Annotated in this window: 18 protein-coding genes, 1 tRNA gene and 2 pseudogenes; 11 read left to right on the plus strand and 10 right to left on the minus strand. The window is 62.4% G+C overall.

Going from position 1 to position 23,961, the window contains the following annotated elements:
• Positions 1-207: 207 nt before the first annotated feature.
• Positions 208-282, minus strand: a tRNA-Arg gene (locus tag FSO04_RS06915).
• A 347-nt stretch (positions 283-629) separates the two neighbouring features.
• Here FSO04_RS06915 and FSO04_RS06920 point away from each other — a divergent pair.
• Together FSO04_RS06920 and FSO04_RS06925 are read left to right on the plus strand one after the other, a co-directional pair.
• Positions 630-992, plus strand: a complete 363-nt coding sequence (locus FSO04_RS06920; RefSeq protein ID WP_325063515.1) for a hypothetical protein — start codon at positions 630-632, stop codon at positions 990-992.
• A gap of 92 nt (positions 993-1,084) precedes the next feature.
• Positions 1,085-1,258: a hypothetical protein gene (locus FSO04_RS06925; protein WP_171925007.1), complete on the plus strand. Its 174-nt coding sequence runs from the start codon at positions 1,085-1,087 to the stop codon at positions 1,256-1,258.
• 469 nt (positions 1,259-1,727) lie between these two features.
• Here FSO04_RS06925 and FSO04_RS06930 read toward each other — a convergent pair whose 3' ends face one another.
• The gene (locus FSO04_RS06930) at positions 1,728-2,495 is read right to left on the minus strand and encodes a PadR family transcriptional regulator (protein ID WP_233464763.1); all 768 of its coding nucleotides are present in this window, start codon (positions 2,493-2,495) and stop codon (positions 1,728-1,730) included.
• Here FSO04_RS06930 and FSO04_RS06935 point away from each other — a divergent pair.
• From FSO04_RS06935 to FSO04_RS06945, 3 genes are read left to right on the plus strand one after another with little or no spacing between them, the layout of a single operon-like run.
• A complete protein-coding gene (locus FSO04_RS06935) occupies positions 2,403-3,308 on the plus strand; it encodes an NmrA family NAD(P)-binding protein (RefSeq protein ID WP_154558974.1) in 906 nt (301 codons plus the stop codon). The two genes, FSO04_RS06930 and FSO04_RS06935, sit on opposite strands and share 93 nt — an antisense overlap.
• Before the next feature lie 25 nt (positions 3,309-3,333).
• Positions 3,334-3,690, plus strand: coding sequence for a YciI family protein (locus FSO04_RS06940; protein ID WP_154558975.1), 357 nt, complete (start codon positions 3,334-3,336; stop codon positions 3,688-3,690).
• An 18-nt stretch (positions 3,691-3,708) separates the two neighbouring features.
• Complete coding sequence (locus FSO04_RS06945) at positions 3,709-5,091, plus strand: MATE family efflux transporter (RefSeq protein WP_154558976.1); 1,383 nt, start codon at positions 3,709-3,711, stop codon at positions 5,089-5,091.
• A gap of 1,190 nt (positions 5,092-6,281) precedes the next feature.
• On the opposite strand, the gene FSO04_RS06950 is transcribed toward FSO04_RS06945, so the two are convergent.
• Positions 6,282-6,473, minus strand: a complete 192-nt coding sequence (locus FSO04_RS06950; RefSeq protein WP_097391768.1) for a rubredoxin — start codon at positions 6,471-6,473, stop codon at positions 6,282-6,284.
• Between the two features lie 325 nt (positions 6,474-6,798).
• On the opposite strand from FSO04_RS06950, the gene FSO04_RS06955 reads away from it, so the two are divergent.
• The 5 genes from FSO04_RS06955 to FSO04_RS06980 all read left to right on the plus strand — a co-directional run bounded on the left by FSO04_RS06955 (position 6,799) and on the right by FSO04_RS06980 (position 14,944).
• A complete protein-coding gene (locus FSO04_RS06955; RefSeq protein WP_154558978.1) occupies positions 6,799-7,200 on the plus strand; it encodes a DUF4399 domain-containing protein in 402 nt (133 codons plus the stop codon).
• 238 nt (positions 7,201-7,438) lie between these two features.
• Positions 7,439-9,367, plus strand: coding sequence for an ATP-binding cassette domain-containing protein (locus tag FSO04_RS06960; RefSeq protein ID WP_154558979.1), 1,929 nt, complete (start codon positions 7,439-7,441; stop codon positions 9,365-9,367).
• A 441-nt stretch (positions 9,368-9,808) separates the two neighbouring features.
• Positions 9,809-11,794 carry a DNA topoisomerase IV subunit B gene (locus FSO04_RS06970; protein ID WP_154558981.1) on the plus strand — a complete coding sequence of 662 codons (1,986 nt, stop codon included), beginning with the start codon at positions 9,809-9,811 and terminating at the stop codon, positions 11,792-11,794.
• A 67-nt stretch (positions 11,795-11,861) separates the two neighbouring features.
• The gene (parC, locus tag FSO04_RS06975) at positions 11,862-14,186 is read left to right on the plus strand and encodes a DNA topoisomerase IV subunit A (RefSeq protein WP_154558982.1); all 2,325 of its coding nucleotides are present in this window, start codon (positions 11,862-11,864) and stop codon (positions 14,184-14,186) included.
• Between the two features lie 299 nt (positions 14,187-14,485).
• A complete protein-coding gene (locus FSO04_RS06980) occupies positions 14,486-14,944 on the plus strand; it encodes a CopD family protein (RefSeq protein ID WP_028196844.1) in 459 nt (152 codons plus the stop codon).
• A 9-nt stretch (positions 14,945-14,953) separates the two neighbouring features.
• On the opposite strand, the gene FSO04_RS06985 is transcribed toward FSO04_RS06980, so the two are convergent.
• The 7 genes and pseudogenes from FSO04_RS06985 to FSO04_RS07010 form a co-directional block, all read right to left on the minus strand.
• The gene (locus FSO04_RS06985) at positions 14,954-16,162 is read right to left on the minus strand and encodes a chromate transporter (protein WP_154558983.1); all 1,209 of its coding nucleotides are present in this window, start codon (positions 16,160-16,162) and stop codon (positions 14,954-14,956) included.
• 222 nt (positions 16,163-16,384) lie between these two features.
• A complete protein-coding gene (locus FSO04_RS06990; RefSeq protein ID WP_154558984.1) occupies positions 16,385-18,757 on the minus strand; it encodes a bifunctional diguanylate cyclase/phosphodiesterase in 2,373 nt (790 codons plus the stop codon).
• A 469-nt stretch (positions 18,758-19,226) separates the two neighbouring features.
• Positions 19,227-19,376: pseudogene (locus tag FSO04_RS06995) on the minus strand (PhzF family phenazine biosynthesis protein); the annotation flags it as partial.
• A gap of 3 nt (positions 19,377-19,379) precedes the next feature.
• Positions 19,380-19,454 (minus strand): annotated as a pseudogene (locus tag FSO04_RS48705) (PhzF family phenazine biosynthesis protein); the annotation flags it as partial.
• Positions 19,455-19,635: 181 nt separating this feature from the next.
• Positions 19,636-20,100 carry a RidA family protein gene (locus tag FSO04_RS07000; protein ID WP_154558985.1) on the minus strand — a complete coding sequence of 155 codons (465 nt, stop codon included), beginning with the start codon at positions 20,098-20,100 and terminating at the stop codon, positions 19,636-19,638.
• A 53-nt stretch (positions 20,101-20,153) separates the two neighbouring features.
• Complete coding sequence (locus FSO04_RS07005) at positions 20,154-21,350, minus strand: aminotransferase-like domain-containing protein (RefSeq protein WP_154558986.1); 1,197 nt, start codon at positions 21,348-21,350, stop codon at positions 20,154-20,156.
• 75 nt (positions 21,351-21,425) lie between these two features.
• A complete protein-coding gene (locus FSO04_RS07010) occupies positions 21,426-22,115 on the minus strand; it encodes a VOC family protein (RefSeq protein WP_154558987.1) in 690 nt (229 codons plus the stop codon).
• A 277-nt stretch (positions 22,116-22,392) separates the two neighbouring features.
• On the opposite strand from FSO04_RS07010, the gene FSO04_RS07015 reads away from it, so the two are divergent.
• Positions 22,393-23,847: an aminotransferase-like domain-containing protein gene (locus tag FSO04_RS07015; RefSeq protein ID WP_154558988.1), complete on the plus strand. Its 1,455-nt coding sequence runs from the start codon at positions 22,393-22,395 to the stop codon at positions 23,845-23,847.
• Positions 23,848-23,961 lie beyond the last annotated feature (114 nt).

The raw sequence follows: 23,961 nt of genomic DNA on the forward strand, positions 1-23,961 counted from the left end.
GGACGACCACAGGCTGTCATCTGCCGCGGACTCCGGTCGCATAGATTCCGCGGATACGATCAGGTGGTCCGGTCGGTGCGAAAGGCAGACGGAGATTTGGCTTCAGCCGTTCTGTATTCAGCGGACGTGGGAAATGAAGGTGGCTAAAAAAATCCCCGCCAGGCAATTGCCGGGCGGGGATTTTTGAGGTGTCTGGATGTTGCTGATTGGTCCCCCCGACAGGAATCGAACCTGTATCTAGCGCTTAGGAGGCACTTGTTCTATCCATTGAACTACGGGGAGATAGATGTTTTCAATGGGACGACTGGCGCCTTGCTCCTGTTGGCTTCAGCCGTATCCCGTGGGCGTTTCCGGCATTTCTGCTTCTTCCTAAATGAAGCGCCGTGACAGCCTGTGAACCCCAGTTTATAGCAGCCTCTGCTACAAATTGACCCTGTAGCGCTGAAAAGAGATCTGGCACTGCTACAGTTTCCGAGCGGGGTAAAACATGGCTTCAATCCTGCCAGTCGGCAGTCGCTGGCGTGCCCAGGTGCGCAAGCGAGGGCAGAGTATAGCAAAAACGTTCAAAACGAAAGGTGCCGCCGAAGCCCGGGCGCGGGAGAAAGAAGTAGAGATCGAGAACGGCCAGAATGCGGTCGACGCCGCCACCGTCAAGGTCGGCGAGCTCGTCAGGAAATACCGCACAGCCCGCGCATCACCTCGCGCTGATGCGCGATCGCAAGCATCCCCGGCAGAAGATCGGCAACAACGAGTGGATTCCGCTGATCGGCGACGCGTTCGAAGTCATCATGCGGCAACCGCGTTACCCGGTGCCGCCGGAATACACCGAAAAGCGCAAGGCAGATCCGAAGGCGCCGCCGCACAGGAACGACTACATTTTCCGGTTCGACAAGGGCACCGCGAGCAAGTACTTCAAGCAGGCCTGTGATGCCAAGGGCTCTGAAGACGCTCAAGCGCCTGATCGCCACCGTGCGTGCGAATCTCGTCAATAGCGAGCGTCGACGAGACAATCTTGTCTCGGACCAGCTTGTGAAGTGCCGCTGTCGTCCACACGGAGACCGTTGAGGCGAAGGTGCAGGTGCCTGTGCCGTGCATCGATTCCGTTCCGCCGACGCCTGTGTTCCTGTCCGATGCGGAATTGCTGGCCGCGCCAAACGGTTTGGCCGTCGACCGGCTCTGGCGGGATCATCTGCAGCGCAAGCAATGGGAGGGTCAGCTTGAGGCGCTGGTGGTCGCGTGCGTGGGTTTGAAGAAGTGAAAAAGAAGCCCGCCAGCGGACCAGCCGGCAGGCTGAAAGACTTTTTAAGGGAATGTGAGTTCGCCACAAACTCGCCCTCAAATAGTCCGAGGTGACGTGAATATAGGGCTATAGAAAGTCTGCAGGAAACAGGTTGCGGCGCAGGACAAAGTATTGGCGGAATGGATCAACAAAAAAATGGCCCATCAGAAACCGATAGGCCGAAACGTCCGTGGATCAGTCCGTGTGCGTGCAATCTACTCCCGCTGCCCGCGTCGGCGCCGCGCATCGGCCTTGAACTTGACCGCGTCCGGGTTGCGGGCGTTTCTAACCGAAGATAGGTACGCCGGAGGCGCTTTGAAGTTGCAGACCGGTTACGCAGCAGTCATCTCGGCGTTGGTGATTGCGGTGCCTACTCCGCTCGGTACCTCGCGCGGTACCTCTATTGGGTAAATTCAAGCCGCGCGCCCGGCCCGAATTTGGCCGTACATCAGGCTGGCCTGCGAGCAATCATGTCCGCCACCTCGTCACACCACGCGATATAGGCCTGTTCCGCCAGCACCCCGCGGCGCGCCACCAGCAGCGGTCCAAGCTGACGCTCGGTCAGCATGGCCTGTCTTGCGAGAAAGAATTCAAGTTGGACCTGGTGGTCCGCACGCACCTCGCGGATTTGCTGCAACGCTGTATCGCGCGGCAGCAAATCGAAGCACAACACCCGCAGTATCTGTTCGTCCTTGATGGCGGGGCGCGGCGAACCGTTAGCCACCCACGCCCTCAGCTTATCGAGCCCAGCAGCGGTCATGCTGTAGATCGAGCGGTCCGGCCCGCGCGTTCCCGGCAGGCGCTCCGACTGGATGAGTTCATCCTTTTCCAGTTCGCGCAAAGCGGGGTAAACCGAGCTGTGCTCAACCGACCAGCAATGCTGGCCCACCATCTGCAGCCATTTGGTCAGTTCATAGCCGGAACGCGGCTCGTTATAGATACCGGCAAGAAGAACGTATTTCAGCGGCTTTTCCTTGCCTGCCGCGGTTTCCTTCAGATCACTCACTCGCATTGCTCCTGGATTGCGCCAACGCGCACACGGAATGACTATGTTTTTTTTGACATAGTAAAAACGACGTGTCACTATGTATTTTCCTACATACTCGATGTTATCAGGAAGGCCATGTCCCAAGAAACTATTCTCGTCACCGGCGCCGCTGGCAGCGTCGGTTCGACCGCGCGCGCGGCCATCGCCAACCTGCTGGAACAAGGCCATCGCGTACGCGCCATGGTGCGCAAGCTGGACGCGCGCGCCGACAGCCTGCGTGATATGGGCGCCGAAGTCGTGGTCGCCGACATGCTCGACATCGTCGCCGTGCGCGCAGCCATGCAAGGCTGCTCAGTGGTGTATTTCACGATGTCGGTTTCGCCCGAATACCTGGAAGCAGCCGCCACCGTCGCGGTCACAGCCAAAAGCCTGGGTGTGAAGGCCTTCGTCAATCTGTCGCAGATGACGCTGTCGCAGATGAGCGAGACAGAGACCACCGGCAGCCCGCAACAGAAGCAGCACTGGCTCGCAGAGCAGATGCTGCGTTGGTCCGGCCTGCCGGTGGTCTACCTGCGCCCAACTGCTTTCTTCGAAGGCTTGTTCCTGCCGGCGGCCAAGGGCATCCGCGACGACAACGCCGTCCGCCTGCCGTTCGCTGATGGCAGGACCTCGCCGATCGCCGCCGCCGACGTGGGGGCTGCCGCCGCTGCTGTGCTGGCCAACCCACAGCCGCATATCGGCAAGGTCTACGAATTGACCGGCCCCCAGTCGCTGACGATGACTGAGCTCGCACAGGAATTCAGCAGCGCTCTGGGCCGCACAATCCAATACGTCAATGTGCCGCCGCAGATCTGGGAAGCGAAGCTGCGGGAGCTCCAACAGCCGGCGCATCTGGTCGCACACCTGGTCATCATGGCCCAGCTGCATCGCAACAACCGCTACGACCGCATGACCGACAACTTCCAGCAGTTGGTCGGCCGCGCGCCGATTTCCGCCGCCGAATTCGCTCGCCGCCACGCGGCCGCGTTCACCGCCGACTGATCCTCCTTTCTAACGGGAAACAACGATGGAATTCGTTCTCGCTTTTCAACAGCCGCCAAACGTCTATGAAACCTACGCCGATCTGCTCAAAGCCCAGCAAGTCTCGCTCGCGTGGAAACAGTACATGGGCGCCCTCGCGGCCGCCGGCGTCATGCGGGCCGGCACGCAACTCGATCCGCGTAACGCCAGCACGGTGCGGATGCGGGACGGCCAGCGCCAGGTCCAGGATGGCCCATCCCCGGACGCGCACGCACTGTTTGGCGGCTTTGTGGTGATCAATGTCGAGACGCTGGCAGAGGCTTTGAATTGGGCCGAACTTAGCCCCAGTTCATCGGCCGGATTCACGGAAGTGATCCCGGTCCTGCCGATCACCCGCGCCTAGGTGCCGATAAATAAGATCATGCCCGCTACTCTTGCCAATCAGGCTGAGAAGATTTCTTCTCAGCCTGCCAACCTGCCGGCCAACGAACTGCTCCATGGTCCGCTGTTGTCAAACTTGATCCGCCTTGCCTTGCCGACAGTCGCCGTGCTGTTCATGACGACCTTGCTAGGTGTTGCCGAGACCTATTTTGTCAGCTCACTGGGCCTTAAAGCGATCGCCGCAACATCGCTGGTGGTTCCCGTCATGATAATGATGACCACGGTAGCGAGTGCCGGCATCGGCGGCGGCGTGTCGTCGGCTATTGCCCGAGCCACCGGCGCCCGCCGCCAGGACGAGGCGGAAAGCCTGGCCTGGCATGCGGTGGTCATCGCCGTCGTAGCAGGCGGAATGTTCGCCCTTGTGCTGCTGCTGGCCGGCCCGGTGCTGTACCGCAGTCTTGGCGGCAGCGGGCCATCGTTGAACCAGGCCGTGCTCTACTCGAACATCCTGTTCGGAGGCGCGATCCCGTTCTGGATATTGTTGCTGCTGCAGGCATCGCTGCGCGGCGCCGGCAACGTCAAGGTGCCGGCGATGATCATACTGGGCGGCGCGGTCGCCGGCCTGATACTGTCACCGATGCTGATCAACGGCTGGCTGGGTGCGCCGCGCATGGGTGTGGCAGGCGCCGGCGTCGCCCAGGTCCTGTGCAATATTGCCGCGCTGGGCGTGGTGGTCGTCTACATGCGTTCGCCCTCGTCGACGTTGCGCCTGCGCCGCTATCGACTGCAGCGCAAGCATTTCAGTGCGATTCTCGGCGTCGGCTTGCTATCGGCGATCAATGCCGTCATGTCGGCCATGTCAGTCACCGCGCTGACCGCTGCGGCCGGTGCCGTGAGCGTTGCCGCCATCGCCGGTTACGGCATTGCATCCCGCCTCGACATGCTGCTGATACCGGTGATGTTCGGATTCGGCACTGCCGCGATCACGCTGGTGGGCACGAACCTGGGCGCAGGCAACGTGGCGCGTGCGCGACGCGCGGCGATCGTGAACGTACTGTTCGTTGCCAGCGTGGTTGGCCTGGTCGGACTCGTTGTCTCGCTCTTTCCGCTGCCCTGGATGGGCCTCTTTACCAGCGATAGCGCCGCTATGGCGGTCGGCGCACGGTATCTGCATGTGGTCGCGCCTTTCTATGCGGTGATCGGCGTGATTTTCGAACTCTACTTCGCAGGTCAGGGGGCACGCCGCATTTTCTGGCCGATGACCGCAAGCGTGGTGCGTTTCGTATTTGCGCTGGCCGCGATGGTGCTGGTCCTGCAGGGTTACGCGAGCCTGCACACAGCTTTCGCGATAGTGGCAGTCAGCATCGTCGCGGCGGCGACCATTAGCCTGCTTGGATTCCTGCGGACCCGCTGGGATCGTTAGGCATCAGTTGGAGTCTGCGACGCCTCAACTCTCACGCGCGTGGCTTCTACAAATATACCCGGTAGGTAAGCCGAACACATCGGCTTGCTGTCTGCTTATTCAAACGAAGAAACTCATCACGTCGACGATCCACTTCTGCTACAAGACCGTTTTGAAGCCCGAGCAGTTTGTCGCCGGCCTCACGGACTTCGGACCTGATCGCTCGAAGCTCTTTGGCAATAGCGCCGATGAATACCCCAAGGTTCATCGGCGTGACCCCTTTGAGGCCGACGTCACAGAGGGCTCGGGCGGTATCTGGGAACGCCTGCACTACGACTGGTCCGACCCCGACTGTGTCGTAATGAAGACAACCGACTCCAACGTGTGGGGAGGTCGGGCCATACCTACACATTTACGCGTCTGCCCTACGGGACGACTGCGCTGGACGCGGTCGTTGTTCGCGAAGGCAAGAACATCAAGGGACGGGTGCTCAGGTTCGTGCTCGGAACCATCGTCAGACACGTTCTGGAAAAAGTCTTTGCAGACAGTATCAAGGCCATTGAAGCCCGGCACGGTGCGGCAAGAAAAGAATGCGCGTCTTGTGCCAGCTAATCCTCACGTGCAGGCGGCGACCTGGACAATCCGTCGCACAGCCCAAGTGTTTGCGGGAAGCCGACGATGTTGCGGTCGCGACCCAGGCGGCACCGATCGTTAGCGGAGATCGCGCAACCCTCACCTTCTGAAGTCCGACGACTGCTTGCAGAGTGGAGCAGACCTCTGAACGTCCGGCGGGCGGTACGGGCGAATGGCGACGTGTGGCCGATTGTCGTCGGATGAACGCGCGAGCAGGGACTGCGCGATAGTCAGCGCAATGGGCTAGGAGGGGAAGTTTCGCGTGCCACAGATTTTGCTACAGCAATGGTAGCAATCCCTATCTGACGGGCGTTGCGCCTGTCATTCCACCCCTGAACTACGGGCAGAGGGCCCAACCAAAATAATCGCTGCAATCCCGCCGACGAACAATCCGGGCAGGGACCAGGCGAGTCCAAATTCGCCAGCGAGCGCGGAGGATATCAAACACGCCTATCCACGAGGAGGGCTGCAAAGCCCGTCCCACAAAGCAAACGGCCCAGCGGGCATCACCCACTGGGCCGCGCGAACCGCCCGGCGCACTACATCAAGCAGCGCGCCCCCGGCTCAATCGAGCTCGCTCAGAATTCCACCACCGCAAACTCCGCCTTGCCTACATCGCACAGCGGGCAGCGCCAGTCGTCCGGAATCGCGGCGAAGCGCGTGCCCGGGGCGATGCCTTCTTCGGGAAGGCCTTCTTCTTCGTTGTAGATCCAGCCGCAAATCAGGCAGACCCAGCTCTTATATTCAATCAGTTCAATTACTTCGCTCACGACGTACTCTTCTTTGGTTCGGTGCATTGATCCGCCCAGTCTGCCCCTTTTTTGGGCATGGCGGCGACTCGCAATATTACCGGAATTTGTCAATTGGACAGATATTTACCCATGCGGCATCGTCGCAAAGCGCTTGAGACGTGTCCGGGCCCGCGTGACGGACCCGTCATACACAGCGTGTATGCTTTGATCCGCAGCTAGTCGTTTGGACAGGCGCGCCGGGCGCCTGGCATGCATTGCGACGATCGGCCTCAGGCGACTCGCGCCACGATCGACGCCTGCGTGGCCCGCGCATGACTCTTGTTTCCCAAAAAGGAGAAAAACGATGTTCAAAAACAAATGGTTGGCCGGAACGGTGCTGGCCGGGTTGCTCGCGGTATCGGGCGCGGCGCAGGCCGCAGGCGTGTCTTTCGTGCAGCCGGCGGACGGCGCGACCGTCACCAATCCGGTGCACGTGGTGTTCGGTGTCGACGGCATGAAGATCGCGCCAGCCGGCACGATGACGGAAGGCACGGGCCATCATCATCTGCTGATCGACGGTAAGCCGCTTCCCAAGGGCGAAGTGATTCCCGCCACCGACAAATCGCTCCACTTCGGCAAAGGCCAGACCGAAACCGATCTGACGCTGCCGCCGGGCGACCATACGCTGGCGCTGCAATTCGGCGACGGCGCGCATCGTTCGTACGGGCCGGAGATGAGCAAAACCATCACGGTGCACGTGAAGTAACGTGACAGGTGAGGCGGTTGGACGAGCGCGAGCGCCGTCCGGCCGTATTTTTCTGTTTTATCTCCTGGCTTGCGCAGGGCTTGAACGCAGTCGGATCCGGTCTGCATAGGGCTTGCGTACGGTTCCTCCCCATTTTGCAAGCCGGTCATTCGGCCTATCTCTTCCGGCATACAGGCACCTGCCCGCGCGCCCGGTACAATGAGCAGTTCCGACTCATCGCTGTCTTCTCCAATTCTCCATGTCGCTTTACACCATTACCGGGGCCCAACTGGCGTTCGGTCACGTCGCGTTGCTCGATCACGCGGATTTCTCTCTCGAAGCGGGCGAGCGCGTTGGGCTGATCGGCCGTAACGGCGCGGGCAAGTCGTCGCTGCTGAAAATCGTCGCCGATCTGACCAAGCCGGACGACGGCCTCGTCACGCGCCAACAGGGCCTGACGTCGGTCTATGTGCCGCAAGAGCCGGAGTTCGATACGGATGACACAGTGTTCGAAGCGGTCGCTGCCGGTCTGACCCACGCCCGCGAGTTGCTGGATCAATACGACGCGGTCGCCAATCAGCTCGCAGACGAGCCGGAAGGCCCGGAGCACGACGCGCTGATGTCGCGCATGAACACGCTGCAGTCGGCGCTCGACCATTCGGACGCCTGGAACTGGAGCACGCGCGTGGCCACCACGCTGCAGCAGATCGGTCTGAATGGCGAGGCGCGAGTCGGTTCGCTGTCGGGCGGGATGCAAAAGCGCGTCGCGCTGGCGCGCGCGCTGGTTGTGCAGCCGGACGTGTTGCTGCTCGATGAGCCGACCAACCACCTCGACTTTGACGGCATCCGCTGGCTCGAGGAACTGCTGGTCTCGTTGCGCGCGGGCCTGCTCTTCATTACTCACGATCGCGCGTTTCTCGATCGTGTCGCCACGCGCATCGTCGAACTGGATCGCGGGCGTCTGCTGTCGTATCCGGGCAATTTCAGCGCCTATCAGACCAGGAAGGCGCAGCAGCTTGAAGTCGAGCAAGTGGAAGCGGCCAAGTTCGACAAGCTGCTTGCCCAGGAAGAAGTGTGGATTCGCAAGGGCGTGGAAGCGCGCCGTACGCGCAGCGTCGGCCGGATCGCGCGGCTTGTGCAGATGCGCAATGAACGCGCCGAGCGCCGCAACGTGCAGGGCAACGTCAAGCTCGACGTGGGCCAAGGTGAGAAGTCCGGCAAGATCGTTGCCGAACTGACCGACGTCACCAAACGCTACGGTTCGCGTACGGTGGTCGATACCTTCACGGCCACGGTCATGCGCGGCGACAAGATCGGCTTCGTCGGTCCGAACGGTGCGGGCAAGACCACGTTGCTGAAGATGATCCTCGGCGAGTTGCCGCCGGACGAAGGCACGGTGCGCATCGGCACCAATCTGCAGGTCGCGTACTTCGACCAGATGCGCGCGCAGCTCGATCTGGACAAGAGCCTGGCCGATACGATCAGCCCGGGTAGCGAGTGGGTCGAAGTCAACGGCCAGAAGAAGCACGTGATGAGCTATCTCGGTGACTTCCTGTTCGCGCCGGAACGCGCGCGTTCGCCGGTCAAGTCGCTGTCGGGCGGCGAGCGCAATCGCCTGCTGCTGGCGCGTCTGTTCGCGCGGCCGGCCAACGTGCTGGTGCTCGACGAACCGACCAACGACCTCGACATCCCGACGCTCGAACTGCTCGAAGAACTGCTGACCGAATACGACGGCACCGTGCTGCTGGTCAGCCACGATCGCGCGTTTCTGGATAACGTCGCGACTTCGGTGATCGCTTCGGAAGGCGCTGGCAAGTGGCGCGAGTACGTCGGCGGCTTTACCGACTGGCAGATTCAGCGCGACCGCTCGCAGCAGATGGCGCAGGAAGCGCAGAAAGAGGCAGCGAAGGAAGTGGCGTCGAAGGACGCTGGCGTGCCGGCTGGCCGTAATACGCAGCGCGCCGCGAAGATGTCGTTCAAGGAACAGCGCGAGCTTGAAGCGCTGCCGGCGCAGATCGCTGCGCTGGAAGCGGAGCAGAAAACCATCGGCGCCCAACTCGAAGACGGTTCGGTCTTCGCGAAAGACGCTCAGGAAGGCACGCGCCTGACCGAGCGCTACGCCGCGATCGACGAGGAACTGCTGATCGCACTGGAACGCTGGGACGAGCTGGAAAACAAGCGGAAGTGATGTGCGGGGACGGCGTGATCCGAGGTTGCGCCGAATTCATGCGGGGGGCGTGGCTGCGCAGCGGGCCCATCGTAATTTTCACGGTCCCGTAGTGGTCTCATCGCGGTCGCATAGTTGGCCGAAGCCGTGCGTCGCCCCTTATCCAAACGGCCAATCCAGCACCACGTGAATTGCCGCCCGTATCGAAATCAGTAAAATACCCCGCGAACAGGCTTCCCCCGGCGTTCGCACCGGCTGGCCGTTGCCGGGCTGTGGAGCCCGCATCGAGCCGCCGTCGAGCGCGCCCATGGGAAGCCAGGCGATAAAACACGTTGCCCGCACTGCGGGCACCCCACCTAACCCCGTTGTTTCGTTTCGCTTTTTTTGAAAACTCAACGCATTGTCCACGGACCTGTCCACAGGACCTGTGGACAACGATGAACCGACGCACCCGAGTCAACCATGTCTACGAAAAAGCCAAACGCCGCGTATAGCGAAGCGTCGATCAAGGTGTTGAAGGGCCTGGAGCCGGTCAAGCAACGGCCCGGGATGTACACCCGCACCGAAAATCCGCTGCACATTATTCAGGAAGTTATCGACAACGCGTCGGACGAGGCCCTTGGCGGCCACGGCCGGCAAATCACGGTCACGCTGCATACGGACCATTCGGTCTCGGTCGAAGACGACGGCCGTGGCATTCCGTTCGGCCTGCATCCGGAAGAAGGCGTGCCGGTCGTCGAAATCGTTTTCACGCGCCTGCACGCGGGCGGCAAGTTCGATAAAGCCGCCGGCGGCGCCTACACGTTCTCGGGCGGCCTGCACGGCGTCGGCGTGTCGGTCACCAACGCGCTGTCCACCCGCCTCGACGTCACCGTGTGGCGCGACGGCAAAATCGCCGAATTGGGCTTTGCCAATGGCGACGTTGCGAAGCAACTCGAAGTGCGACCTGCAACAAAGGCAGACAAGAAGTCCGGCACGCGCGTTACCGCATGGGCCAATCCGAAGTACTTCGATTCGCCGAACCTGCCGCTCGGCGAATTGCAGCGTCTACTGCGCTCGAAAGCGGTGCTGTTGCCGGGCGTCGAAGTTACGCTCATCAACGAGAAGACCGGCGAAACGCAAACCTGGAAATACGAAGACGGTCTGCGCGGCTATCTGCTCGAAGGCATGAACGGCAGCGATCTGCTGATCCCGCTGTTCGAAGGCGAGCGCTATGTCGAAAACTCGCGTGCGAGCGAAGAGACGTTTGCCGAAGGTGAGGGCGCGGCGTGGGTCGTCGCGTGGAGCGAAGAAGGCACGCTGATGCGCGAGTCGTACGTCAATCTGATTCCGACGCCTGCGGGCGGCACGCACGAATCCGGTTTGCGTGACGGTCTGTTCCAGGCGGTGAAGAGCTTTGTCGAGTTGCATAACCTGCAGCCGAAGGGCGTGAAGCTGCTGGCGGAAGACGTGTTTGCGCGCGTGTCGTTCGTGCTGTCGGCAAAGGTGCTCGATCCGCAATTCCAAGGGCAGATCAAGGAGCGCCTGAATAGCCGTGATGCGGTGAAGCTGGTGTCGTCGTTCTCGCGGCCGGCTTTGGAGCTGTGGCTGAACCAGCACGTCGAGCTCGGCAAGAAGCTCGCGGACCTCGTCATCAAACAGGCCCAGGCGCGTACGCGTGCCGGCCAGAAGGTCGAGAAACGCAAGAGCTCGGGCGTGGCAGTGCTGCCGGGCAAGCTGACCGATTGCGAATCGACGGAAATCGGCCGCAACGAACTGTTCCTCGTGGAGGGTGACTCGGCGGGTGGCTCGGCAAAGATGGGCCGCGACAAGGAATATCAGGCGATCCTGCCGCTGCGCGGCAAGGTGCTGAACACGTGGGAAACGGAGCGCGACCGCCTGTTCGCCAACAACGAAGTGCACGACATTTCGGTGGCGATCGGCGTCGATCCGCATAGCCCGGACGACAAGGTCGATCTGTCGAATCTGCGTTACGGCAAGATCTGCATCTTGTCGGACGCTGACGTTGACGGTTCGCACATCCAGGTGTTGCTGCTCACGCTGTTCTTCAAGCATTTCCCGCAACTGATCGAACGCGGGCATGTGTGCGTGGCGCGTCCGCCGCTGTTCCGGGTCGATGCCCCCGCGCGCGGCAAGAAGCCGGCGCAGAAGCTCTATGCACTCGACGAAGGCGAACTCGAAGCGATCCTCGACAAGCTGCGCAAAGACGGCGTACGCGACACGCAGTGGTCCATCAGCCGTTTCAAAGGCTTGGGCGAAATGAGCGCGGAGCAGTTGTGGGATACCACGATGAACCCCGACACGCGGCGCCTGACGCCGGTGGCACTCGGCGAACTCGACTATGACGCCACGGTCGCGCGTATGACGATGCTGATGGGCAAGGGCGAAGCGGCGTCGCGGCGCAGTTGGCTGGAAGAAAAGGGCAACGAAGTAGAAGCGGATATCTGAGCGAGCGTTCTTAACAACGCTCTGCCTTCGCACGAAACTTCACGCCAAACACGGATACGGAATCTAGATGGACGACGATAACACTCTCGACCTTTTCACCGAGCCGCCGCCCCCGGAAGGCGACTTCCTGACGCTCGGCAACTACGCGGAACGCCAGTACCTCGACTACGCGGTGAGCGTGGTCAAGGGGCGCGCGCTGCCTGACGTATGCGACGGCCAGAAACCGGTGCAGCGCCGCATCCTGTTCGCCATGAACGACATGGGCCTCGGCGACAACGCGAAGCCCGTCAAGTCGGCGCGCGTGGTCGGCGACGTGCTGGGTAAGTACCACCCGCACGGCGACCAGTCGGCGTACGACGCACTGGTGCGTCTCGCGCAAGACTTTTCGATGCGCTACCCGCTGATCGACGGCCAGGGCAACTTCGGTTCGCGCGACGGCGACGGCGCAGCGGCCATGCGCTACACCGAAGCGCGCCTGACGCCGATCGCGAAGCTGCTGCTCGACGAGATCGACCAGGGCACGGTCGACTTCATGAAGAACTACGACGGCGAATTCGAAGAGCCGAGGCTGTTGCCCGCGCGCTTGCCGTTCGTGTTGCTGAACGGCGCATCCGGCATTGCGGTGGGTCTCGCCACGGAAATCCCATCGCACAATCTGCGCGAAGTCGCAGCGGCGGCGGTGGCGATGATCCGTAATCCGAAGATCGAGCACGCCGAGTTGATGCAACACATCGCCGGGCCGGACTTCCCGGGCGGCGGCCAGATCATTTCGAGCGACGCCGAGATTTCCGCGGCCTACGAAAGTGGCCGCGGCAGCCTGAAGGTGCGCGCCCGCTGGAAGATCGAGGAGCTCGCGCGCGGCCAGTGGCAGCTCGTGATCACCGAATTGCCGCCGAACACGGCCGCGCAGAAGGTGCTCGAAGAAATCGAAGAGCAGACCAACCCGAAGATCAAGCTCGGCAAGAAGGCGCTCACGCCTGAACAGTTGCAAACCAAGCAGACCATGCTCGCGCTGCTCGACGCCGTGCGCGACGAGTCGGGCCGGGACTCGCCGGTGCGTCTCGTGTTCGAGCCGAAGTCGAGCCGCATTGATCAAACCGAGTTCGTCAATTCGCTGCTCGCGCATACGAGCCTCGAGTCGAACGCGTCGCTCAATATGGTGATGGTGGGTGGCGATGGCCGGCCGCGTCAGAAGGGCTTGAGCGAAATCATCCACGAGTGGATCGCGTTCCGCTTCGCGACGGTCACGCGCCGCACGCGTCATCGTTTGAGCAAGGTCGACGACCGGATTCATATTCTCGAAGGCCGGATGATCGTCTTTTTGAATATCGACGAAGTCATCCGCATCATCCGCGAATCGGATGAGCCGAAGGTCGCGTTGATGGCCGCATTCGGCTTGTCGGACCGGCAGACCGAAGATATTCTCGAAATCCGCTTGCGTCAGTTGGCACGGCTCGAGAAGATCAAGATCGAGAAGGAACTGTCCGAACTGCGCGACGAGAAGGCCAAGCTCGAAGAACTGCTCGGCAGCGAATCCGCGATGAAGCGTTTGCTCATCAAGGAAATCGAAGGCGACGCGAAGCAATACGGCGACGAGCGCCGCACGCTGATCCAGCAGGAAAAGCGCGCGACGTTCGAAGCGCGCGTGGTCGACGAGCCGGTGACCGTGGTGGTGTCGCAGAAGGGCTGGGTCCGCGCGCTGAAGGGCTACGGCCTGGATGTGGCCGGCTTTACGTTCAAGGCTGGCGACGGGCTCTACGCGGCGTTCCAGTGCCGCACGCCGGATACGCTGGTTGCGTGGGGCAGCAATGGCCGCGTCTATTCGGTGGCGGTTGCGATGCTGCCGGGCGGGCGGGGCGATGGCGTGCCGGTCACGTCGCTGATCGAACTCGAATCGGGCAGCCACCTGATGCATTACTACGCGGCGTCCGCGGATCAGGCATTGCTGCTTGCGTCGAGCAACGGCTTCGGCTTTGTCGCCAAGGTCGGCGATATGGTGAGCCGCGTGAAGGCGGGCAAGTCGTTCATGACGATCGACGCGGGTGCCGCGCCGCTCGCGCCGATGCCGATGTTGCCGGATGCGACGCACATCGCATGTCTGTCTTCGGGTGGACGCCTGCTGGTGTTCGGCCTCGACGAAATGAAGACACTCTCGGGTGGCGGACGCGGTGTTACGCTGATGGCGCTCGACGACAACGAAACGCTGGTGCAGGCGCTGTCCATCAACAAGGCGGGCGTGGTGTTGATCGGCACGCGTCGCGGTGGCCGTGTCGACGAAGAGAAGCTGAGCGGCGCCACGCTCACGCCGCATATCGGCAAGCGGGCGCGCAAGGGGCGCACGCCTGAGAGCAAGATGAAGCTCGACGGTATGCGTCCGGTACTCGCTGCGTAATCGTAGCTAGTAGTTGGCAGGTGGTAGATAGAAGTAGGTAGAGCAAGGCATGAACGAGGCGTGTGCTTTAAAGCGCAAACAGCAACAACGCGCACCTTGAAGCACACGCCGCGCGCAGCAAAAATCCGGGGTGCAGCGCCGTCGCGGTATCGGACGTGCTGCAATAACAACTACAAAGAATGTTAAGACGCTGCCAGTACATGGAACTGCACGCATAGCGCGCGGTCGAATGCGCTCAATAGCCGCTACCAATATCACTCGTCATAAGCGGTGTGGCGTCATCGGGAGAGGAAAACAAAATGAACAAGGCTGTCGAACTCGCACTCTTTTTGCATCTGCTCGCAGTCGCCGTGTGGGTGGGTGGGATGGTGTTCGCGCATTTCTGTCTGCGCCCGGCCATTGCCGATCTTTCGCCGCAACTGCGCTTGCCTTTGTGGGAATCGGTGTTCGGCCGCTTCTTCAACTGGGTCGCCGCAGCCGTGCTGGTGATTCTCCTCACTGGCGGCTTCCTGCTGATGCAATTCGGCGGTGGTCACGCCACGTGGCCGTTGCATGCCATGGCTGGCCTCGGCATCGTGATGATGCTGATCTTCGGGCACATTCGTTTTGCCGTGTTCCCGCGCATTCGCCGTGCGGTGCAGGCGCAGAAGTGGCCGGATGGCGCGCAGGCGGTCGGTACGATCCGGCGTCTCGTGCTGGTGAACATCGTGCTGGGTGTGGTGACGATCGGTGTGGCGGTGTTGTCGCGCGGGTTCTGACGCGCCCGCCTACTGCATGGCGCCGTAGGCAAGCCACAACCCAAACACGACCGCCACGGTCCCGTACACCACATACACCGGCACCTTGAGCTTTGCGAAGCACATGCCGGAGAACAGCGCCGTCACCAGATACACGGGTTGGAACGGCACATGCACTGCGATGCGCAGCACGGCCACCGCCAGAAACGCGGTGGTGACCGCGCGCAAGATCCGCATGCCGTGCTCGAAACGCGGATTGGCCTTCAACTGATGCAGATGCCGTTGCGCCAGCACGACGAGGCAGCCCGATGGCACAAAAAGCGCGAGCGTAGCAATCAGCGCGCCCACCCAGCCATCCACCAGATATCCGAAGAACGGCACCACATTCAACAGCGGTCCGGGCGACAACGGGGAGAGCGAAAACGCCAAGGTGAAGTCGTTATCCGACACGCCGATCGCCGGCGTGACGAACAATGTCTTAAGTACCGGCAACGCCGAGAAGCCGCCACCGAACAAGGTCATGCCCGCACCGGCCAGCCGCGGCCATAGCAGTGCCAGTTCATAGCGATGCGGCAACGGCAGGGCGAACAACACCAGCAACACGCTCAATGCGGCCAGCATGTGCCAGTCGCCTCGACCGATCGACACCACGATGCGAGAATTGCGAACCGGGCTGACCAGCCAACCGGTGCCGAAGGCTGCGCCGAGCATCACCACATAGGCCGCGGGACTGCGTGCATAGAAGAGCGCCACGCAACCGATCCCCGCCGCGATCCATTCGAGTTTGCCGCGCACCAGCGCGCGCGTCTGTTTGTACCAGGTGATCGCGATCAGCGTGGCCAGCACCACGCTGAAGTGATTGAGCAAGGTTTGGGAAGCGGCGGCGTGCACGAGCGGCGTGCGATAGAAGATCGCGAATAGCGTCATCAGCACGAAAAAGGGCAGCACGCTTGCAACGCCCGCCACCCAGGCGCCGGCGCGTCCCCGCAGCGCATGTCCCAGTTGCACGGCGACATTGCAGCCCACCGGCCCAGGCACCATCCAGGCGAGCGCGATCAGATCGGAAAACGCCACGCGCGAGAGCCGACCCTCGCGTTCCACGTAGTGGTTTTCGAGTTGCGCCATCAGCGCGAGACCGCCCCACGACAGCGCCGACAGGCCGAACACGACCCGGAACAGCGTCCATAGCGGTTCCCGTTTTCCTCGCCTGGCGGCATTCTGGCTCGTGATCGACTGCATGGCGACGCGGGCCCCCGCACGCGGGCGGCCCGCCCTCTGAGATCATCGTTTTGTGTGTATTGGCGCGGCCAGCAGACAGCATCGCGCTGTGACGCAGTACAGCGTGAATGTAGCCGGTTTTGCGATGCAGCGGTTGGATAAGCGCGGGAGGTGCCGCACCTACGCTTATAGGCTGCATACGGCGCGCTTGTGCGTGACACGCGCGCCACCGCCGGGCAGCATTCAGCTATTGGTGCTCGTGCTCGTGCTGGTGCTGGACACGCTGCGAGTGCTGTCGACATCATGCACAGCGCGGTGACCCTTCATGCCGCATACGCCGAAGCGTTCGAGCAGCGCCGGAATCGCTTCGACCGGCACCGGACGCGAGAACAGGAAACCCTGCGCCTCGATATGGCCGAGCGCGGCGAGCCACGCAATCTGCTCTTCGGTCTCAGTGCCTTCGACCACCACCGTGAGTCCGAGCGAACGCGCCAGATTGACGATCGCGGTGACCATCACGCAGACACTACGGTCACCGGGAATCGCCTGGACGAACGAACGGTCCACCTTCAGCGTGTCGACCGAGAAGCGGTTCAGGTAGGACAGCGACGAATAGCCTGTGCCGAAGTCGTCGAGCGCGATGCGCACGCCGAGGCGCTTCAACGCGAAGATTTTCTCCGACACGAGTTCGGGATATTCCATCATCGCCGTCTCGGTGATTTCGAGTTCGAGGCGGCGCGCGGAGATGCCGCTTTCCTCGATCGCGTGCGAGATGGTTTCGTACAGATCGCCGCGCCAGAACTGCACCGCGGAGATGTTCACCGCGAGCGAGAGCGTGTCGTAGCCCTGTTGCTGCCACAACGCCAGTTGACGGCACGCGGTCTCGATCACGAAGTCGCCGATGGGCACGATCAACCCGGTCGATTCGGCGACCGGAATGAATTCGTTGGCCGGAATCAAACCGTGTTGCGGATGGTTCCAGCGCACCAGTGCTTCGAAACCGGTGATACAGCGGCGCGTCAGATCGATCTTCGGCTGATAGGCGAGGAACAACTGGCCTTCGGTGAGCGCGACGCGCAACTGCTGTTCCCACTTCATCAAATGGTCCGCGCGATGCGACAACTGCGGCGAATAGAACTGATAGCAGTTCTTGCCCGCGTCCTTCGCGCTGTACATCGCGAGGTCGGCTTTTTTCAGAAGGTCGATCTCGCTCTCGTTGGCGACCGAGTAGAGCGCGATGCCGATGCTCGCGTGCAGCACGAACGAACTGCCGCGCACTTCGAAAGGTTTGGCGAACGCTTCGGCTGCCGCTTCGGCGAGTGTGACGGCGCGCTTCTCGACGTCGTCGCCCTTGATCACCACGACGAACTCGTCACCGCCGATGCGACTCAAGGCGCCGCCGTCGCCGACCGCGGTGGCGAGGCGCGAGGCCGTCATTTGCAGCACGATGTCGCCGGCGTTGTGGCCTAGCGTGTCGTTGACGGTCTTGAAGTTGTCCAGGTCGATGAAGAGAATCGCGAGGCGCCCGAGATTGGAATGCTGCGCCACGTCGTGCCGCAATGTTTGCAGCGTCGCATAGCGATTGCGCAAACCGGTCAGCAGATCGTACTCGACCAGATGCGTCATCTCGCGCTCGCGCCCGAGCAGCTTGCCGATCAAACCGGTGGCCACTGCGAAGAAGCTCAGCATCGCGAGCGAGATGAAGCCCGCCATCAGGAGGTAGACGTTGCGCGTGTGGTTGTAATCGGTGAATTCCTCGGCTTGCGACAGGCCCACCAGCACGCCGAGCGGATAGCCGTCGATATGCCGGTACGAGACGATACGCGTGATGTTGTCGATGGAATCGACGTAGGTGCCTGACACATGCTCCGAGGTCGGGTACGAGCCGCTCGCCGAGAATGAGCCGCTGGCGGTGTCGACGCTACCGGTGCGGCGCGCCAACACCGTGCCGTTGTCCGAGATCACCGCGATCACGCCTTCGCGGCCAATGGCCGCGTTGTTGTAGAAGTCGCTGGTGAAATAGCTCGGATCTTCGGAGACCACCACGACGCCCGCGAACGAGCCGTCGGGATGATTCAGACGCCGCGTCATCTGCAAGGTCCAGTGGCGGGATACGCGGCCGAGCACCGGCTTGCTGATATACAACTGGTCGTCGTTTTCGTGTTCGTGGACCTTGAAGTGTTCGCGGTCCGACAGATCGATGCGTTTGGGATTGGGTTCGGCCGTGTTGGCGATCAGCGTGCCGTGCTCGTCGATCAGCGACACCTGCACCAGCGTCTCGCTTTGCACCACGCCTTTTTCCACCGTGCTGGCGAGATCAAAATGATTCGGCGTTTTTTCGAACTCGTATTTGACGAAGCGGGTGATCTGGTCGACCTGGTGAATCGCCTTGACCGTGTGCTGCTCCAGCGCCGCGGAGAGAATCGCGGCAGAGGCCATCGCCTCGCGATTCGTGGCTTCTTTCTCAACCGACAGGCGCGCGAAGATCACGGCCCAAAGCAGGATCAGCACCAGCACGCCGAGCGCCGGAATGGCGAGCAAGGCACGGCGGCGCGACACAGCAGGGTCGCGGCGGGGTTTGGCTTCGCGCTGGTCGGAGAAGCGGAACTGGCTCATCGGGCGGCCCGTTCCCTGGTGCCGGCCGGTTGCAACTGCGCGAGCATTGACTGCGCTAATTTCATGGGTGGCTGCATGGTGACCAAGGTGCCGGGACTGCTGCGCAGGGGAAGGGAGCGTGGCGTCGTGCCTGACCATCCGCAGGTCATCGGGTACGTTTCGATATTACTTAATGCCACTGGATTAAGGAAGGGTCCGCGCATCGGGTATACGCGGGCGCAACAGGCCGTCTTGGCCGGCTGAATTCGCAGCCGGCGCAGCCAGCCTTGGGGCTGCGGCCTGGCACTTGTTTTCGAATATTTCATCGGGATATGGAATTCAGGTGTGCCAAGCCTCTCGTCATGCATGGCGCATTAATCGCGCAAACGGTGCGGCATTCTGTTGTTAAGCGTGGCCTGAAGCGGCGAAACACGGCCGGCGTTCAGCGGCAGGCCGGCGCGCGTCAACCTGCAATCGAGCGCTGCGCCGTTCATGGCAACCGGAACGTGCCGTCGACGATCGTCACCGACGGCCCACCGATCCACGTTTTACCGGCTGCATCGTCGTAGTGCACCGAAACGTTGCCGGCACGGCCCAGCACGGTGCCCTGGCGGGCCGTGTAGTGCGAGCCGGGCCGCAACTCTGCAAGCGGATTGCCTTTGAACGGCACCGACGTGAACACGTCGACTTGTTTGAAACGAACGGTGTGGGCGGTCATCGGGCGCAGTCCGGCGAATCCAGCAGATTGATGGGCTTCGCGGATTCTACCTGGTGGCAAAGGAACGATCTACCTCACCACAAATGCAAAACGCGCCGCAGGTGACAGACACCTCGCGACGCGTTCAGTACGCTTGGAACGACCGGCCGGGCGAACCGGCGGCCGAACCTGTTGGCGATTGTTATTCGACTTCGGCGATCATCTCGATCTCGACGCATGCGCCGAGCGGAATCTGCGCCACGCCGAACGCCGAACGCGCATGTTTACCGCGCTCGCCGAACACGTCCGCGATCAGTTCGGAGGCGCCGTTGGTCACCAGATGCTGCTCGGTAAACTCGAGCGTCGAGTTGACGAGGCTCATCAGCTTGACGATGCGCGTGACGCGGTTCAGGTCGCCCACATGCGTATGCAGCGTGGCGAGCAGGTCGATCGCGATGGACCGCGCGGCGGCCTTGCCTTCTTCGGTGGTGAGGGTGGCGCCGAGCTTGCCGGCCCACACCTTGCCGTCTTTCTTCGCGATGTGACCCGACAGGTACACCGTGTTGCCGCTTTGCGCGCTCATCACATAGGCGGCTGCCGGAGCGCCTGCGCTCGGCAGTTCGATGCCCAGTTCCTTAAGCTTGTCGTACACATTTGATTGAGCCATGGTGTGTCCTTAGTCAGTAGTTGAGTTCGGTGGCGCGGGTTGGTCGAGACGGCTTAGACCTTCGCGCGGATCAGCGCCGCGAGACGCGACACGCCTTCGTCGATCTTGGCCGGCGGCACCGTGACGAACGACAGGCGCAGCGTATTGTGCTGCGCTTCGCTCGCAAAGAACGGACCGCCCGGCACGAACGCGACATTCTGCGCGACGGCTTCTTCGAGCAGCTTCATGCTGTCGATCTGCGCGGGCAGATTCACCCACACGAACATGCCGCCTTCCGGACGGTTCCAGCTTACGCCTTCCGGCATGTAGCGTTCGAGCGAGGCGAGCATCGCCGCGCATTGATCGCGATACAGTTCGCGAATGGTCGGCACGTGCGTGTCGAGGAAGCCGTCCTTGATTACTTCGTACACGATGCGTTGCGTGAAGCTCGGCGTGTGCAGATCGGTGGCTTGCTTGGCCTGCACGAGCTTGAAGATCAACTCTTCGGGCGCAATGATGTAGCCGACCCGCAGGCCCGGCGCCAGCACTTTCGAGAACGAGCCGAGATGGACGATGTGATCCGGCGCCATCGACAGCATGGTGGGCAGCGGTTCACCCGCGTAGTCGAGCGCGCCGTAGGGATCGTCTTCGATTACCGGGAACGGTGCGGTCTTCGCGAACGCGGCCAATGCACGACGGCGTTCGACCGGCAGGCGGCGGCCCGTCGGATTCTGGAAGTTGGGTTGTGCGTACAGGAGGCGTGCGCCGGCCGTCAGCTCGGATGTGAGCGCTTCGGGAATCAGGCCTTGCTCGTCGGTCGGCACCTGCACGTAGCGCGGCTCGTACATCGAGAAGGATTGCAGCGCGCCGAGGTAAGTCGGCGTTTCGACCAGCACGGGGCTGTCCGGGCACACCAGCACTTTGCCGAGCAGGTCGAGCGCTTGCTGCGAGCCGGTCGTGATCAGTACCTGCGAAGGACGAATCTGCGCGCCGTTCACCGAATAGCGCTGCGCGATCCATTCACGCAGCGGCAGATAGCCTTCGGTCGCGCTGTACTGCAACGCCGCGGCGGGCGCGTCGCGCAGAATGCGGTCGGATGCTTCGCGCATGCGCTCGGCCGGGAAGGTCGCCGGCGAGGGCAGGCCGCCCGCGAACGAAATGACTTCGGGCCGTTCCGTGACCTTCAGGATCTCGCGGATCGCCGAGCTCGTGAGCTTGCGTGCGCGTTCGGACAGTTGCCACGTGGGGGCTTTCAAGTCGCTTTGGTCCATGGTCTCCTCTGCTGGTATCTCTGGAACCGGTCAAAACTTCGATTATCGCGCGAGTTGACGACCCGCGCGCGCTGCTTATTTAAGGGTCCGTAGACCCTCGGGTGTTTCAAACTCGGCGACAAGTGCCGGCGCGCCTTCCGTGGGCTCGAGTGCGATCAGGTGCGCCGCACCCAGCCAGTGCAATTGCGCAGCGATCGTGTCGGCCTGCGGATGGGCTGCTTTCAAAGCTTTCAGCGCGATGTCCGTTTCCGGCAGGACCGCCGACGGGTGCCGCGGCGTGTCCCACTGGATCAGCGACGGCAATACCCCGTCGCCGGCGCCTTGCCACGCGGGGAAGGCGCCATCGTCAGGCACCGACAGACCCCAGGTGAAATCGCCGCGCGTCATCGGTACGATCGGTGCAATGCGCTGGGGATACTGCGTTTGCCATGCCGCGAGTTGCTTTGGCCGGTCGACTCGGGCAACCCAGTGCGACAGGTACGGGCCCTTTTCGAGCCGCGCTTGCGTCGCCGGGTCGTCGAGGGCGAACAGGCGGGCACGAGGCGCGGCGCCATCCGCTGGTTCTGCCGCCTGCGGGTCGACCGCAATCACTTCCAGATACACGCCGCCCCACAGATTCAGCAGACGATTGTGCGTGCGCATCAGCGGATGCGCGCCACCGCCGGCCGGAGCGACGCCCAGCGTGTCGGCAACGTACTGCGTGCCCTCGTCGAGGGTACGGGCGGAAATCACGAGGTGATCGAGACGGAGCGAATGGGCAGTCATGGCGGATCAGGAAAACGGTTTCTGCGGTAAGCCGGAACGCGCGCCGGGTGCGGCAGCAGCGTTGCCGGGGTCGTAAGCATAACCGTTTGCCGGGGCGGCGGGCCAGGCGGATGGCGTTTGGGCGGGGTGCCCGAACTCGCTCGTGAGCGGCGGAATGCAACCCGGGCCGCCTCATCATCCGATGCTTATCTTAAATGTAGCCTTGAATGTAGCGGCGGCGACCGGCACAGTAACGGTACAATCGACTCGATACCGTTCGGTACAGTTGGAGCCCGTCATGTCCGTCCCGCTTACCCAGATTCCCACGCCTCACGATACGACGTCGCTGACGCTGGTCGAGCAACTCGTCCAGTGGGCGCGCCGCCGCATCGAGGAGCGCGTGTTTCGTCCCGGCATGCGCATGCCGTCGATCCGCAAGCTGGCGCTGGACAAGGGCGTATCGCGCTTCACCGTGGTCGAGGCGTATGAGCGGCTGGTGGCGCAGGGCTACCTGGAGTCGCGGCGCGGTTCTGGCTTCTTTGTGCGCGAACGATTGGGCGCTACGCCGACGGCCGAGATCCGCACGATCGCCGCAGCGGCGCCCGCGCCGGCCACGATCGATGTCGTCTGGCTGCTGCGCAACATGCTGCATACCGGCGCACGTCCCGAGCGCAGTCCAGGCCTCGGCTACTTGCCGGGCCGCTGGCTCGACGGCGATCTGATTACCAACGCGCTGCGCACGCTAGGCCGGCAAAGCGGCGCGCAGATGCTCGGCATCGGTACGCCACAGGGCTTTTTGCCGCTCCGCCAGCAGTTGCAGACGCGGCTGGAGGAGCTGGAAATCGGTGCTTCGCCGGATCAGATCGTGATGGTCTCCGGCATCACCCAGGCGATCGACCTGATTTCGCGGATTTACGTGAAGCCGGGCGATGCGGTGATCGTCGGCGATCCGGCCTGGTTTCAGATGTTCGGGCGCTTCGCGTCGCAGGGCGCGCGGCTGGTCGGCATGCCGTACACGCCCGATGGGCCGGACCTCGACGCGCTCGAGTCGCTGGTCGAGACCTGGCGGCCGAAAATGCTGGTGATCAATTCGGTGCTGCAGAACCCCACCGGCACCTCGCTCACGGCCGCGCAGGCATTCCGCATTCTGCGTCTGGCCGAAGCGTACGATTTCATCGTCGTCGAAGACGATATTTATGGTGATCTGTGCCCGCCGAGCTATCCTGGCACGCGTCTCGCCAGCCTCGACCAGTTGAAGCGCGTGATCTACCTGGGCAGCTTTTCGAAGACGCTCGCGCCCAATCTGCGCGTGGGTTTTATCGCCTGCGCGCCCGAAGTCGCCACGGCCGTCAGCGATCAGAAAATGCTGGTCGGCATGACGAGCCCCGAACTGAACGAGCGCGTGCTCTACAAGATTCTCACTGAGGGCCATTACCGCCGGCACGTCGAGCGGCTGCGCGCGCGGCTCGACGGCGTGCGCGAAAAATCCGTGCGGATGCTCGAGAAGACCGGTATGAAGCTGTTTCTGACGCCCGCGGCGGGCATGTTCCTGTGGGCCGACACGGGCGTCGATGCGAGCGCGCTCGCGGCCGCCGGCCACGAAGAAGGCTTTCTGCTGACGCCGGGTAGCCTGTTTTCTCCGCAGCAATCGCCCACCACGTGGATGCGCTTCAATATCGCCAACTGCGGCGATCCGGAGCTGTCGACGTTCCTGTGCCGCTATCTCGACAGCATCGCCCGGCGCGCCTCTTGAAACCGCGCCGGCTTGCCCCAACTTAGCGGCGACACGGCAATCCGGCCATCCGGCGGCACGGTCCCGGCGGCCAAAGAGAGGCCCAAGCGGGCCCCAAGCGGCTCGCGGCCGTGC

The sequence above is a fragment of the Paraburkholderia madseniana genome, from assembly GCF_009690905.1.
Lineage (GTDB): Bacteria > Pseudomonadota > Gammaproteobacteria > Burkholderiales > Burkholderiaceae > Paraburkholderia > Paraburkholderia madseniana.